The sequence below is a fragment of the Iodidimonas muriae genome, assembly GCF_014647255.1.
In the GTDB taxonomy this organism is placed as follows: Bacteria; Pseudomonadota; Alphaproteobacteria; order Sphingomonadales; family Rhodothalassiaceae; genus Iodidimonas; species Iodidimonas muriae.
The window spans coordinates 33385-47539 of the sequence record NZ_BMOV01000013.1 but is presented as its reverse complement, the minus strand read 5'-3'; the positions used below and the strand labels follow the sequence as shown (position 1 = coordinate 47539).

The following is a 14155-nucleotide window of genomic DNA, read 5'->3' as shown; positions in this document are numbered from 1 at the left end:
GAACGCCAAATATTCGACCGCAAGGAGGCTGCTTTGAAACTGTTCTATTCCCCCTTCCATTCTTTCATCCACAAGACGTTGGTGGTGACGCATGAAACGGGCCTTCAGGATAAGATCAGCCTTGTCCCTACATTTCCCTTCCGGAACCGAAATGGCGATGATGTAAGCGGTCAATATTCTCTGGCCCCTATCAATCCACTGGATAAAGTACCAACACTCGCGCTGGCCGATGGGCAGGTCATCTTTGGCAGTCAGGCCATATGCGAATATCTCGATAGCCAGCGCATATCTGGTCCCCCTTTATTCCCTTCCATCGCCCTTAATAACGGCAAAACCCGCATGGAGGCGATCACTCGCCTCGCCCTTGCCGACATGATGTTCGAACAAACCGTCCAGATGGTGATGGAAGGCTGGTACCCGGAAAAAGAGCAGCACCTAAAAACATTCCAATGGATCTGGCCCAAGATCGAACGTGGCCTTGATCATCTGGAGGTTGAGGCAAAAAAAGGCTGGGATCACTTTGACATCGGACATGTGGGCATGTTGCAGATGATTTCCTACACCGATTTTCGCAACAAATTCTATGGCGATGCCGATCCAGTCAATCCCGGTTATAACTGGCGCAAAGGCCGCCCGGCATTAAGTGCATGGTTCGATGAGGCAACGCGGCGCGATTCCGTAAACTGGTTTTGGAACAAAGACTTCGAGGCTGACGAGAGCCCCGGGTTTTTCAGAAAATCGATCAATGAAGTCCTATCTTCTCAGGGGAGAGCCTCCCTATGATCGAGCTTTATTACTGGCCGACGCCCAATGGTCATAAGGCATCTATCGCCCTTGAGGAAATGGGCTTCGCCTATGAAGTCCATCCAGTCAATATCCTGAAAAGCGAGCAATTCAAGGAAACGTTCCTTGCGCTCAATCCTAATCACAAAATCCCCACTCTTGTGGACCGCTCAGGCCCCGAAAAACAGCCAATTACGTTGTTTGAATCTGGTGCAATCCTTGAATATCTTGCAGAAAAATCTGGTCGTTTTTTGCCCACCGAAGCGCATGCACGGTGGACTGTGAAAACATGGCTTTATTTTCAGGTGGCCAGCATGGGACCAATGCTGGGGCAATGCGGGCATTTTCTGGGATATGCCCCTGAAGATGTGCCTTATGCCAAGGTCCGCTATCACACTGAAACAAAGCGGCTCTATAGCGTTCTAGAAGGCCAGCTGAAATCTCGAGAGTTTATCTGCGACGAATATTCCATCGCAGATATGGCCACTTATCCGTGGATAGCACCGGTTATCCGCGACCTTCATCATATGAATATCGACGATTACCCGAACTTAAAACGCTGGGCGAAAACGATTGAATCCCGCCCCGCCGTGCAGCGTGGCATGGCTGTGCTGGGGGATGTGATGAAAATCGGAAATCCTGATGATGATGCGCGAAAGTCGCTGTTTGGATCGCAGCAATAACCGTTCGTCACAAAGGCAATTTAATAAACAGGGAGAACAATAATGGCTAATCCAATCACGACACGACGACTTTTGAGTTCTGTGGGAAGTTTCGCCCTTCTTGTCGGCGGACCTGTTCTGGCTCAGGAAACACAACCAACAGCCGATAGTAATACAACCCTTGAAGAAATTGTGGTCACAGCACGCCGGTTCGCAGAATCCATTCAAGACGTGCCTGCCACCGTTTCAGTAATCGACGGTGCCACCATCAGTGATGCCGGTGTGGAGCGTGCGGAAGATTTCATCAGCCTGACCGCCGGTGTCAGTCTTGTGAACGCTGCGGAAGCTGGCGATACGCAGGTAAATATTCGTGGCATCAACGGAACCAGAGATGCGGAATCCAGCTTTGCCTTTGTGATGGATGGCATCCTCTACACCAACCCGGCAGCCTTTAATCGCGAATTTACAGCTCTTCAACAGATCGAAATCCTGAAAGGGCCACAAGGGGCCATTTACGGACGTAACGCCGCCGCCGGTGCCATTGTGGTAACAACACGCAAAGCGGGCAACGAGTTTCATGCTTCCGGAAAAGCCAGCTATGCAGAAGACGACACACTTTTTTTAAACGGGTCCGTGGAAGGCCCTATTATCGAAGATAAGCTTTTCTTGCGGGTAAGTGCCGATTATCGTGAGACTGATGGCTTTTACCGCAACAGCTTTCAAGACAATCGTCCTATCGTCGATGATTTTGAAAACTGGAATATCAATGCCCGGCTGTTCGCCGAACCCACCGACAGGTTAAGCATCGATACGAAGGTGCGGTATGGTGAAGTTACCGCTGGGGCCATTACATTCAATGCAGCCTTTGAAATTCCGGCATTGGCCGATGCATTTAACCAGCCCTTATTTTTCGAAGACGTGAATGACCATGACTTCGTTTTTCAAGCCAGCATCGACCCTTTAAATAAACAAGATGCTCTGGAAATTTCATCCAAGGTCGACTACGCCTTTGATTTTGGTGACCTCACTATCTGGTCACTCTATTCTGATATTGATAACTCGTTCAGTGCCGATGGGACATCCGGTGCCTTCGGCTTTTTTACTGATGAGCAGACCTGCCAGGATTCAACACGAGAACTATTCGAACAAGGTGTTACCTTGCCCGGTCCTCAATTTTTAGGACCAACCCCGGGCTTCCCCACTTCTTTGCTTGGCCCCTACACCCCCACCACTTGTGACGGCACGCAATTTCAAGTGCGCAATCAATCGGATTTCAGCATCGAGGCTCGTTTGAGCGGTCGCACCATGGGTGAGCGGCTGACATGGGGTATTGGCGGTTATTTCCTTGATCTCAAGCGCACGGTGGGGGTCAATCTTGGCATTGATACGGGCGATGGAGTGACGCGGGAATTGTTCGTACCGCAAGACCAGCCCAATCCCACAGAGCAGCTTTTGCATGATCGCTTCAACACCAATGTTTATGCTGTCTTTGGCGAACTTGGCTATGATGTGACGGATAAGTTCGTCTTGTCTTTTGCTGGCCGCTATGACCGCGAAGAGCGCACGGTGAACAATCTGGTCCCCACCGATGCCTTGACGCAGTTCATCGATTTCGATGGCCCGCCCTTTACCGGTGGTGCGCCCCTTAATCCTGGACTGAACCCGCTGATCAACCCGGAAGGCAAGATTGACGAACGCAATCGCAATTTCAATCAGTTCCAACCCAAAATTTCTGCCACCTATCATCTAACGCCTGGGCTTACAGCCTTTGCCAATTGGGGCGTTGGGTTCAAAAGCGGCGGCTTCAACAATCAGGGCTCAAAAGCCACCGTCGATACCCAGATCAATGCCGTCTTTGGCAGCACCGTAAATGTTGAGGATGATTTTGAGAAAGAAACCTCATCTGCCTTTGAAGTGGGGCTAAAAGGCTCAGCCTTCGATGGCGCTGTTCACTATGAAACAGCCGCATTTTACACCGATGTAGATGATATGCAGTTCTTCGAATTCTTTGTCGGAACATTCGGATTGCTGCGGGTGGTTTCCAATATCGAAGATGTGGATATTTATGGGCTTGAAAGTTCGGTTTCCTGGGCAATCTCTGATCGCTTTAAAACCTGGGTCAATGGCAGCATCATCGACAGCGAAATCAAGGTGAACAGCGGCCGTCCTGATACGGTAGGGAATAAATCCCCGGCAACGCCCAGCTTCAATGTCAATTTGGGTGGCCAATGGACCCAGCCATTAGCCGATTGGGTTGAACTGTTCGTTCGTGCCGACACTCAAATCATTGGCCCCACATGGTTCCATACGGTCCAGAAAAACCAGCAACCATCCTTGTTCGGGCTGAGTGATTTTTCCAAAACGCGACGCGATACTTACGCAACGCTAAACCTCCGCGCCGGATTTCAATCGGAAAACTGGTCTGCCCTCTTCTTTGCCGACAATATAACCAAGACCGATTATGTGGAAGAAGTGATCGGTGCGCCAGAATTCGGCGGCCCTTTTCTCAATCCCGGCGCACGGCGACGCTTTGGTTTTGAGTTGAGCTACAGCTATTAAGCACCGCCGCTGAGATCATCCCCGCGACATCTATTTGCGGGTAAACGGCCCGATATCCCTAAAGACCTGAAAATAGGTCAACACAAGGGGATATCGGGTCGTTTTTTTTTCGCGCTCATCTGCATATCGCAGACCATTCTCACACAAAGAAAGAGACTGAATTTCCAGCATTATGAATTAGGATCGGTAGCAAAAGGCTTCCAGTACGTAAACGCAGCCACGCGGCGAGCAAAGATGGCACCGCCGTAAATGCCATGATCATCGGCTCGAAAGAAAACACCCCCGTTACCAGGCTTGCTTTTACAAAGTCGGAGCTGTGCTTATTTCTTTTGCCCAACGCGGATAACGCGCTTGCCGAAATTTTCACCCCGCAAAAGGCCAATAAAGGCTTCGGGAGCATTTTCCAGACCATCAATGATCTCTTCGCGGTATTTGATCTTGCCGCTTTCCACCCAGCCGCCCATTTCCTTGGCAAATTGGGGATAGAGATGGCCAAAATTGTCAAAGATGATGAAGCCCTGCATCAGGATCTTCTTGCGCAAGATCTGACCCAACAGCCAATTCATCCGATCCGGCCCATCGGGTAATTTGGTGGCATTATATTGCGATACCAGTCCGCAAACCGGCACCCGCGCATTCACATTCAAAAGCGGGAGCACCGCATCCAGAACCTTGCCACCGACATTTTCAAAATAGACATCGATACCGTCCGGGCTCGCCTTGGCCAATTGGTCCGCAAAGTCCGGCGCTTTATGATCGATACAGGCATCAAAGCCCAGTTCATCCACCGCATAGGCACATTTCTTCGGCCCACCCGCAATGCCAACCACACGGCATCCCAAAATCTTGCCGATTTGACCAACAGTAGCCCCGACAGGCCCGGTTGCAGCAGCCACAGCAATGGTTTCACCTGCCTTGGGCGCACCGATCTGTTTCAGCCCCGCCCATGCCGTAAAGCCGGGCATGCCCAAAATCCCCAGCGCCCAAGACGGATGCGCAGGCGCACGCCCCAGATTGGCCACGCCTTCGCCATTGGATAGGGCATAATCCTGCCAACCATTAAAACTCAGCACCCAATCACCCGGCGCGAAACCGTCCAGATTTGAGGTGACCACTTGCGCCACCGTGCCGCCGATCATCACATCCCCGATCTCTACCGGCGCAGCATATGAGGGCGCATCGCTCATCCGGCCACGCATATAAGGATCAAGCGAGAGATATTCGGTGCGCAACAGCATCTCGCCCTTCCCCGCACAGGGGATATCCCCCGTAACAAGGCGCAGCGTGTCTTTTGTGGGTTCGCCCTTTGGCCGTGCGGCCAGAACCAATTGGCGGTTCGTTTTATCGGTCTGTGTCATACTCATGGGTTCCTGAACAGCGCTGCAATAGCATTGAGGATTATTGAAATTACGAAATAGCCTAAAAGAAAGAAAGGACTTGGCTCCCGTTCAATGATTGCCTTCCCGGCCAAAAAGCGCACAAATGTGGTAAAAACAACAAGATGCGCTATTTCAGAAAGTGGGATCACCGCCACCCTGATCAAGATTTGCAAACAAAAATTGCAAACATATCTTTCTCACGCGCAGGATCGCCCACATAATCACCGGCTCAAAGGCCAGCTAACCGGCTGTATGCGATCACGGACCCCTTGCGGCGCCACGACCATAGAGAGATAGCGCATGACCAGAACGCCCCACCAAGAAACCACTTTGTTGCGTGATATCTGGATTTCTTACCGATCTCAACCGCTCTGGGTGCAATTCTGGGTCGCCCTGATTTTAGTGCCCGTCAATATGGCCAGCCTGTTGTTCCTGACCGAGCCCATGGGACTGTGGATTGCAATCCTTGCCAATATCGCCATGCTGTCGAACCTGCCGATCATGCTTTATGAACGCGGCTTTACGAACTTCATGGCCTTGCCGCATATCCTGCCATGGACGATTCTGGTTTGTCTGATCCTGTTCGCCAGACCGCCAGCAACGGGGCTATATGATGTCTATCTTTGGGTGCTTGTTGCGGTTGATCTTGTGTCTTTGGTGTTTGACTATCAAGAAAGCCTTGCATGGCTGAAAGACCGCCAGCGCAAAGCCCCTCCATCCGCATGAAAGACATCCCGCACGGGAGCCGCTTATCAGGTGACGTTGGAATGCTCTGAAGCCAAAACATTATCGGAGCGTAATTGAGCAAAAAAGCGCTCCCGTTCAATGATTGCGCCGGGCGATGACACAACGATACGTGCAATGCGTGCAGCACTTTCCACGGCCTGTTCTGGTTCTTGGCCTTTTAACCGATAAGCCAAATAGGCACCGGCGAAAGAATCCCCGGCTGCCGTTGTATCAACAACACGATCCGCCGGTTCAAAGGGCACGTGGAATTGCCCGCCACGCACCTTACCAAAAATGCCGCGCTCACCAGCTTTCACGATCGTTTCGGCCACGCCTATCCGTTCCAGTTCGGATATTTCTGTGGCTTGGGACCGCCATCCAAAAAGATTTGCCTCTTCTTCTTCACCGGTCAGAACCATATCAGACAGGCCATAAGCGGCCATTGTATTGGCGGCAGCACAATCGCGGCTTTCCCATAAGGCCGGTCTGTAATTAGGATCGAATGCGATGAGGGCGCCCTTTTCTTTCGCATTTTGAAGAAATGCGAACAGCGCCTCTCGATCCGGCGGGCTGAGAATTGCCAAGGTAATGCCGGAAAAATAGATAATATCTTTTTCCGACAAACCTTCCATGGCAATCCCCTCCACCGCATCCATCAACTTGCGTGCCGCCGACCGGCTACGCCAATAGGAGAAATTGCGTTCTCCTTGCTCATCGGTATCAACCACATAAAGCCCGGGCGATTTTCCCGGAAGGCGGGCCACATGATCGACCGAAATGCCTTCGCCTTGCCAAAACGTCAGCATTTCTCCGGAGATTTTATCCTCACCGACAGCGCTCACAAATGCGACAGTCACCCCGATGGGCGCAAGGCGCTTCAAATAGACGGCGGTGTTATAGACATCGCCTGCAAATGACCGTTGAAAACTGCCGTCCTTGGTGCGTGAAAATTCAATCATACACTCGCCAATGGCATAGACAGTGGACTGTTCAAACTTTTTGATCATATGCATCACATCTATAAGAAGCGGCTCGAATGCCTATGGGTCAGGAGAAAAGCAAACCGCCATTGATGTCGATACAGGCGCCATTGATGAAAGATGCCTCGTCAGACCCAAGATAAACCACCAGATCGGCGACTTCTTCCGCCTGCCCTTCCCGTTTCAAAGGCGTTGCCGCGGCAACATTTTTGCGGACCTCATCCTTCGAAAAGGTATCATGGAAGGTGGTGGCAATCATACCGGGACAGACCGCATTCACACGGATGCCCTTTGGACCCAGCTCCTTGGCCATGGCCCGCGTAAAGGTCATGAGCGCGCCTTTTCCCGTGGCATAGGCAGAGGCTCCGGGGCCGCCACCATCGCGGCCAGCCTGAGACGCAAGATTCACGATCGATGCCCCGGCGCTCATCAGCGGTGTTGCATGTTTGCAGGTCAAAAATGCAGAATTCAGATTCAGCCGGACAACGGCGCTGAAGAAATCCTCATCCATTTCTTCCAGCGTTTTGCGCGCCACGATCCCGCCGGCCACATTCACAAGCAAATCAATAGCAGGGCCATATGTTTCTTTTGCCAGCGCGATCATGCGCAGCACATCGTCTTGCTTTGTCATGTCGCCGCGGAACAATATGGCTTTTCCGTCCGCCTTGGTAATCTCTGCAACCGTTTTTTCAGCCGCATCCTGATCGCCATAATAATTGACCACAATATTGGCGCCAAGTTTCGCAAGTTTAAGAGAAATAGCCTTGCCGATATCTCTGCCGCCACCTGTGACGATTGCAGTTTTTCCATCAAGCTTTTTCATATCAGTTCCTTATCTAAGAAAACGGAGGAGATCGGTTATCAAGATGATTGCGGCGACAAGGGCTCTACTTTCCCCACGAGCACCCAAATGCTCAGGACGCTTAAAACCGCAAGGGCGGCGCCAACAATGAAGGCCGGCGCATAGCTATTGACGGTAATGACCGGGATAAGAAAATTGAGCGCGACAACACCAAGTTTCGCGCCGGTTCCAGCAAATCCGGCCAAAGACCCAACGGATTTTCCGCCATAGAGGTCGCTGGGTAATGTCTGGATATTGCCAATCGCGGTCTGGAACCCGAACAGGATAACCGCCATCAGCAACACCGCGAGCAAAGGCGTGGCGGCAACCATTGTCAGCAATAATGCAGGCAGCATGATTGCGCCGCCCAAGGTGATGATGAATTTTCGGGTTTTATTGACTGACCAATTGGCGGCGAGACGATTGCTCGCAAGCCATCCACCAAAGAAAGCTCCAAACATGCCGCCCACATAGGGCACCCACGCATAAAGGCCGATCTCTTTGACGCCAAAGCCATATGTTTGAAACAGATAAATCGGCAGCCAGCCAACAAACAGCCACCAGATCGGATCTATGAAAAACGATGCCAGAATAACGCCCCAGCTTTGCCGCCGCGACAAAAGCTCTGCCGTGGCCGGCGCATATGTGGGGGCAGACACATCTTTAGCAGGACGCTGGCCCGTTAGAATATAAGTGCGCTCTTCTTCGGCGAGCCAAGGATGCGTTTCGGGCCCGGATTTATAAAGGATCAACCACGGAACCAGCCACAAAAAGCCGATCCCCCCGACAATCAGAAATGTCGCCCGCCAACCGAAAAAGGCAAAGAGATAGGCAATGATAGGGGCCGAAATAATAGCGCCCACCGCCGCGCCGGAATTAAAGATCCCTTGCGCCAGAGCGCGCTCCTTGATGGGGAACCATTCCGCATTTGCCTTGGTGGCACCGGGCCAGTTGCCTGCTTCCGAAAGCCCTAATGTGGCCCGCACGATGCTCAATGACACCAATGAATGGACGACCGAATGTAGCATGATGGAGACCGACCAGACGACGATGGACAACACAAACCCTAAACGTGTGCCAATCCAGTCGAATATCTTGCCAAAAAGACTTTGCCCAAAGGCATAGGAAAAGGTGAAGACATTCAGGATAATGGCATAGTCAGTGGTGGTCAGCCCCAGATCTTTCGAGACTTCGGGCCACATGATCCCCAACGCATTGCGATCAATGTAATTGATGATGGTGGCCAGCGCCACAAGGCTGACAATGCACCATCTCAAGCGGTTCTTCATCATGGTGTATTCCCCCCTTGTAAAAAATCTTCGCGGATGGGCGCGAACATATCGACGAGCGCACCGGCTTCGCGGCATACCGAGCCATGATTGACGCCCGGAGCCACATAGAAGCTGTCGCCCGCGCTCAGACGCTTGGTGATGTCACCAATGGTCACCTCAAAGGCCCCGCTCTCGATATAGGTGACCTGGGTATGGGGATGGGCATGCATGCTGCCCACCACATCTTTCTCGAACCAGACACGCGCCGCCATGATCTGGTCATTGAACCCCAAAAGCTGCCGGCGGATTCCCGGTTCCAACTGCTCAACAAGGGCATTATCTCCCATTATGAAGGCCGGACTCTCATGGGCAGGCTTCGCTTTGCGTTTTTGTGTAACATCGAGGGACGCCATTCATTCTTCCTCCAAAACCGTAACAAATCCGCGCCAAGCCCATTCATGGCCTGCCGATAGAATGCGGTGTGTCTTTTCAGAATCCGGATCGTTCGAGATCGCCAGACGAATGATCTCACCGGTTTTCATTTCGATTTTTATGAGATCGGCACCGGCTTCAAACACATGGTCGATGCGGGCAATCTGGCTATCGCTGCCTGCTGTAAATTCCGCCGCCGGATTATAGATCCCATGGGGCTCGATTACCGACAAGAACCGCACAGCCTTACGCCCATTGCTGCGAAGAATAAGCCCCTGCTGATCCCGTAGATTGAAATCCGGATCATTGGCACCAGTGCGCACAAAAACCGGTTTTGTCTTTTCAGGCGCCACCGCATGCAATGTGTAAAATCGCCGGGCGTTCAACCATGAAAAGCGGAGCAGGCCATTGGTGGGCTGCCCCGTCGCTTCCACCCATAGATGCTGATAACCATGCGCCTGCCCCAAGGGTTTGCGGGACTCCGTATTGGCCTGCAACGCCCCCGAAAAATCCACAATCTGCCCGTCAAAATAAAACGGGAGATCGAATGTGGCCTTTTCCTGCGATGAAGCGCTCATCACATCAATCAAAAGAGGTGCCGCAAAGGCCGGATGGTCAAGCTGCACCACCGTTCGCTCGATCACCGTGTCCGGATACGCATTTTCAAGCGATGCAGAAACAACATTCAGCCTTTCCCCGGCCTCGAAATATCGGACAGTGGGCCAATATTTTTGCGCGCGCTTCCAATCGCCACCAAATTGCGAGGATTCATTCACCACAAGCGTGTTATGGGCGATTGTCTGCTTCGCCCAGCTTTGGTTTTCAAGAAGATAGCGGCCGCCATCTTTTGACGGAACATTGAGAAACCGCGCCGCGCCATAATCCGTGAGGATTTCCCGGCCATTGTCGTAAAGAATATAAGAGAGCTTATCAAAATGGCCATGTCCCATGCCTTGGGACGTATTTTTCGCAACAATCGTCTGCGCCAAAGGCCCGTCGCCCATGCGCAAAATCGCCAGCGCCCCCTGATCACCATCCGGTCCATCACGGAGCATCATTGTGCGAAAAGCAAAGGATTGCCCTGCTCCTTCGCTTACAGCCCGCGCAACAGTCAAGCCATCGCCGGTCAGAACCGTTTTTCCCTGATAGTCCGCAATAGACAAAAGATCATTGCGCCCGGTTCGGGAAAAGGCCACCGCCACCGCATAAACAAGTTCCTGCGTATCAAGGCCCTTTTCTTTGATCGCATCATTGATCGGGAAAAACTTGCCCGCATAGCTTTGCTGGATAGTGGCATCGATCGCTTTTAGAAGAACGCCATTGCGATGTTCAAAAATCTTCCGTTCCGGTTCGTTATGATCGATCGCCTGCGCGAACAGAACGAAAGGCATCAAGGCATATCGCTGATAATAAGGCCCTTCGGTATAATACCCGTCGGGCGAAAAAAGCTGATCCAGTTGCGCCAGAAACCCACTGGTTCCATCGCCCGTCAACCCGAGCACAGCGCGCTCCACCAGCGATGGATCGTGCAAGGCATATCCTGTCATGCCAACGCCGGCGGCAGCCCATGTTCCGTGATTATGGATCTTTTGAAAGGTTTCCGGATTTTGCAGCGAAAGGAAATCCGCAACCGGCCGCAGCAAATGGTCTTCGATGATCGCCCGGTCTTTGTCGGACAACGCATCGGCAATGGCATCAAATCCCTGAACCACATGGACGAGCCAGACGGATTCATTGAGATTTTGCCAAAACAGCTTCCCCGGAGACTGCCGTTTCTGCACAGGATGCAGTGGCAGATCTTCATAAATTTCCGCATAGGCCAAAAGCATATCCGTCGCATGACGCAGATAGCGCTTGTCCCCTAAAAGCTGGAACAAAATGCCCGCATCATGGATAACCTTATAGTTTTCCTTATGGCGTTCATGGGTATAGCCGCCGCCCGGGTCTACAGGCGTGGGAACAAGAACACCTTCTGCGATGCTGCGCTCTACACGGGCCTTTGCATCTTCAAACGCCGCTTCAAAAAGGGGATATGTTTGCCGGGCCTGTCGGCTTTTCCGGATAGCCTCGACCCCTTCAGCGGTAAGTATAAGAGAGGGTCGTGCAGCTTTTGCATCCACCATAATGAAAAGCATTGTTCCCGCACATATGGCCACCAATAAAGCGCGAAGCCTTTTCATTTTCCGGTCCCATTTTGCGCCAGATCCATCGCCTTTCCGGCTTCATCAAAAACTTGCGGCTTTGGAGACTGTTGAAAAACAGTGTCTGCAATGGAGAACGGCATCCCAAGAACACGCCGCCGGATATAGACCGCACCGGATCGCACAATGTGATTGTCGCGCAGTATCAGACCGTCGATGGCATTGAGATATAGCGCATAATCCTTCTGTCCCACATCCGTAAGAGTTGACCCGATAAGGGAAAATCGAGGTCCAAAGGTGCTTTCATCGCGCCCTTCACGACCAAATATCACCAGCGGCCCGTCAATATTTTCAAACACCGAATTGGTGATTGTCACATCGTCGGCAAGATACCACCCCGCCAGTCCTTCACCGCTCAGGGAAAGAACGGGACCGCCCCAATCGCGGACCATGAAATGATCCAGGGCTATTTTTTCCGCAAAGGTTTCCGCGTCGGTATCAAGAACCGGAATGGGCAAGGTCTCCCCGGCCGGGGCTGCCACCACAATGTCCGTCATCGCCAATGAATATGCGCCGCGATAGTTTTTCGCTTTTGCATAAAGCAATGCTTTGTTGCTATCGGTCGCCCCTAGCACGAGATTTTCAAGGGTGAGACGGGTCCCCTCTTTCAAGATAAAAATAGACGGCCCGTGGCTTTTCAGCTGTGCTTTTATCGACGCCGAAGACGCCCCGCGCAGAGTGAGCGTGTGACCAATGACCAAAGGCGCCTCCAGATCATAAGTCGCCCCTGACAAGACAATGCTGTCACCCGGCAAGGATTGCAGAACGGCCTGGCTTAATTCGGAGCCGGATGACACATCGATCACGCGCGCGCCTTTGATCTTTTGCGCGGGCTTTTCCAGCCATGACGGGCCCGTTTCAGAACGCTTGACCGGCACCAGATCGCGCGGCGCTCCTACTGAAGAAAATTTTCCGGTCTGTGGCGGATAAAGCAAGCCATTTTCGGCGCGAACAAGATCAATCTCTGGCTGGATGGCAGCCCCATAGGAGGCGAATGCCCCATTGTTGGAGATATTTTCGCTAAAACTGATCCCGCTGATATCATCAAAAACAGAAACAGGCATATCGCTGTCGGTGACAAGCAAATTATTCTTGAACGCACTGTCCAAAGGTGGCGCGCTGCGCTCTTCATCTGCGCCGACAGCAAATCCCACCGAAGCCACATCAAGGAAGCTATTGTTCGCCACAAGCGCATTTTTGACCTGATGATAGCGATTGACGGGGGAGTTCGGCACGCCATTCATAATCGTCAAGGCGCTCAGGAATTTCGTTCCGCGCAGCCCTTCAAAATAATTCCCTGTAACCGTTTGATTTTCATTGATGATGCGGATGCCGCCCGTATCGGAAACACCATTGCCAAAAAACACATTGCGGGACACGGTATTCTGCCCACCATGGCGCAGAACCACCGCGCCGCGGGATTCATAGAAAACATTTTCAGAAATGCGATTGCCTTCGGATTTTACCGAAATGATTTCGACTTCACCGTTGCGCCGCTCGAAATAGTTCCTTGTGATAAGCGTATCTGAACGGGTGCGGGAATAATCGCTCACCCCAATCCGGATAGTCTCGCCACCATTTCCGCCCAAAGGCGGCCGATGCCCAAAGAAATTATGATCAATACGGTGATTGTTGGCGCGGCTTTCCTCTGTGTTCAAACGAACAGCGAATGTGGGGCCTTTATTGGTTTTTCCGGCAAAATAATTATGGTCGACGCGATTATTTTTGCCAAATAGCGCAACCCATTGGTCATTGCTTGTGCGATCCGGCTTATTGAAGTCGATAATCGCATTTTCGGTAAACCGCGTGTGGTGCGCAAGCGTATTGGAATCCCTCCGAAAGGACACGACCTCTTTGCCGGGGCTATAGCCGTCCTTGAAGGTAAGACCAGTGACGATGAGATACGCGCCACCGATGCGCAGATTTGATCGCCCGGTAATAATCACATCGCCGGGTGTTTCGGCCCGCAGCGTAATGGGCTGGTCTTTTGTCCCATGGGCTTCGAAGACCATTTCGAAATCCCGCCATTCACCATTGGCCAAAACAAGGGTGTCGCCGGGCTGCAATGCCTTGACCGCCTTTTTGTAAGCGGCCTGATCCGTCACACGATAATTTTCGGCATTGGCGACGCTGACCGGAAGTACAGCTATGGCATATCCAAGTACGCCGATAAACGCTTTGGTGAAAGGTTTAGATAGGAAGATCGACATGCCCATAGCGTGCTCCTGTTTAATATCCGGCGCAGTTTCACGGAAACGCCCGCAGAAGCATATGGGAGAAATTATAATTGGACAACGATTAATATAGTCCAATTATCAAAA

General features: G+C 51.9%; 12 protein-coding genes. 4 read left to right on the top strand and 8 right to left on the bottom strand.

Annotated elements, in window-relative coordinates; genetic code table 11:
* The first annotated feature begins 33 nt into the window (after window positions 1-33).
* The 3 genes from IEX96_RS13270 to IEX96_RS13260 are packed head-to-tail and all read left to right on the top strand — an operon-like array spanning window position 34 to window position 4004.
* Complete coding sequence (locus IEX96_RS13270) at window positions 34-783, top strand: glutathione S-transferase family protein (RefSeq protein ID WP_188874101.1); 750 nt, start codon at window positions 34-36, stop codon at window positions 781-783.
* Complete coding sequence (locus IEX96_RS13265; RefSeq protein WP_150006153.1) at window positions 780-1466, top strand: glutathione S-transferase N-terminal domain-containing protein; 687 nt, start codon at window positions 780-782, stop codon at window positions 1464-1466. Before IEX96_RS13270 ends, IEX96_RS13265 begins: the two co-directional genes overlap by 4 nt.
* Before the next feature lie 42 nt (window positions 1467-1508).
* Window positions 1509-4004 carry a TonB-dependent receptor gene (locus IEX96_RS13260; RefSeq protein WP_188874099.1) on the top strand — a complete coding sequence of 832 codons (2496 nt, stop codon included), beginning with the start codon at window positions 1509-1511 and terminating at the stop codon, window positions 4002-4004.
* A gap of 139 nt (window positions 4005-4143) precedes the next feature.
* Here the strand turns inward: IEX96_RS13260 and IEX96_RS14365 are convergent, their stop codons facing one another.
* Together IEX96_RS14365 and curA are read right to left on the bottom strand one after the other, a co-directional pair.
* Window positions 4144-4404: a CPBP family glutamic-type intramembrane protease gene (locus IEX96_RS14365; RefSeq protein WP_373293772.1), complete on the bottom strand. Its 261-nt coding sequence runs from the start codon at window positions 4402-4404 to the stop codon at window positions 4144-4146.
* Window positions 4325-5362, bottom strand: a complete 1038-nt coding sequence (gene curA / locus IEX96_RS13250; RefSeq protein ID WP_150006157.1) for an NADPH-dependent curcumin/dihydrocurcumin reductase — start codon at window positions 5360-5362, stop codon at window positions 4325-4327. Before curA ends, IEX96_RS14365 begins: the two co-directional genes overlap by 80 nt.
* A gap of 321 nt (window positions 5363-5683) precedes the next feature.
* On the opposite strand from curA, the gene IEX96_RS13245 reads away from it, so the two are divergent.
* The gene (locus IEX96_RS13245; RefSeq protein ID WP_229773752.1) at window positions 5684-6109 is read left to right on the top strand and encodes a hypothetical protein; all 426 of its coding nucleotides are present in this window, start codon (window positions 5684-5686) and stop codon (window positions 6107-6109) included.
* A 26-nt stretch (window positions 6110-6135) separates the two neighbouring features.
* Here the strand turns inward: IEX96_RS13245 and IEX96_RS13240 are convergent, their stop codons facing one another.
* The 6 genes from IEX96_RS13240 to IEX96_RS13215 are packed head-to-tail and all read right to left on the bottom strand — an operon-like array spanning window position 6136 to window position 14044.
* Window positions 6136-7116, bottom strand: coding sequence for a sugar kinase (locus tag IEX96_RS13240; protein ID WP_188874097.1), 981 nt, complete (start codon window positions 7114-7116; stop codon window positions 6136-6138).
* Between the two features lie 40 nt (window positions 7117-7156).
* Window positions 7157-7912, bottom strand: coding sequence for an SDR family NAD(P)-dependent oxidoreductase (locus IEX96_RS13235; protein WP_150006160.1), 756 nt, complete (start codon window positions 7910-7912; stop codon window positions 7157-7159).
* A gap of 38 nt (window positions 7913-7950) precedes the next feature.
* Window positions 7951-9222 (bottom strand): MFS transporter, encoded by a 1272-nt coding sequence (locus IEX96_RS13230; RefSeq protein ID WP_150006161.1) that lies wholly within the window; start codon window positions 9220-9222, stop codon window positions 7951-7953.
* Window positions 9219-9614, bottom strand: a complete 396-nt coding sequence (locus IEX96_RS13225; RefSeq protein WP_229773751.1) for a cupin domain-containing protein — start codon at window positions 9612-9614, stop codon at window positions 9219-9221. The genes IEX96_RS13230 and IEX96_RS13225 overlap by 4 nt, the downstream gene beginning before the upstream one ends.
* Entirely contained in the window at window positions 9615-11813 is a 2199-nt protein-coding gene (locus IEX96_RS13220; RefSeq protein ID WP_150006162.1) for an alginate lyase family protein, read from the bottom strand.
* Entirely contained in the window at window positions 11810-14044 is a 2235-nt protein-coding gene (locus IEX96_RS13215; protein WP_188874095.1) for a polysaccharide lyase 6 family protein, read from the bottom strand. The genes IEX96_RS13220 and IEX96_RS13215 overlap by 4 nt, the downstream gene beginning before the upstream one ends.
* Window positions 14045-14155 lie beyond the last annotated feature (111 nt).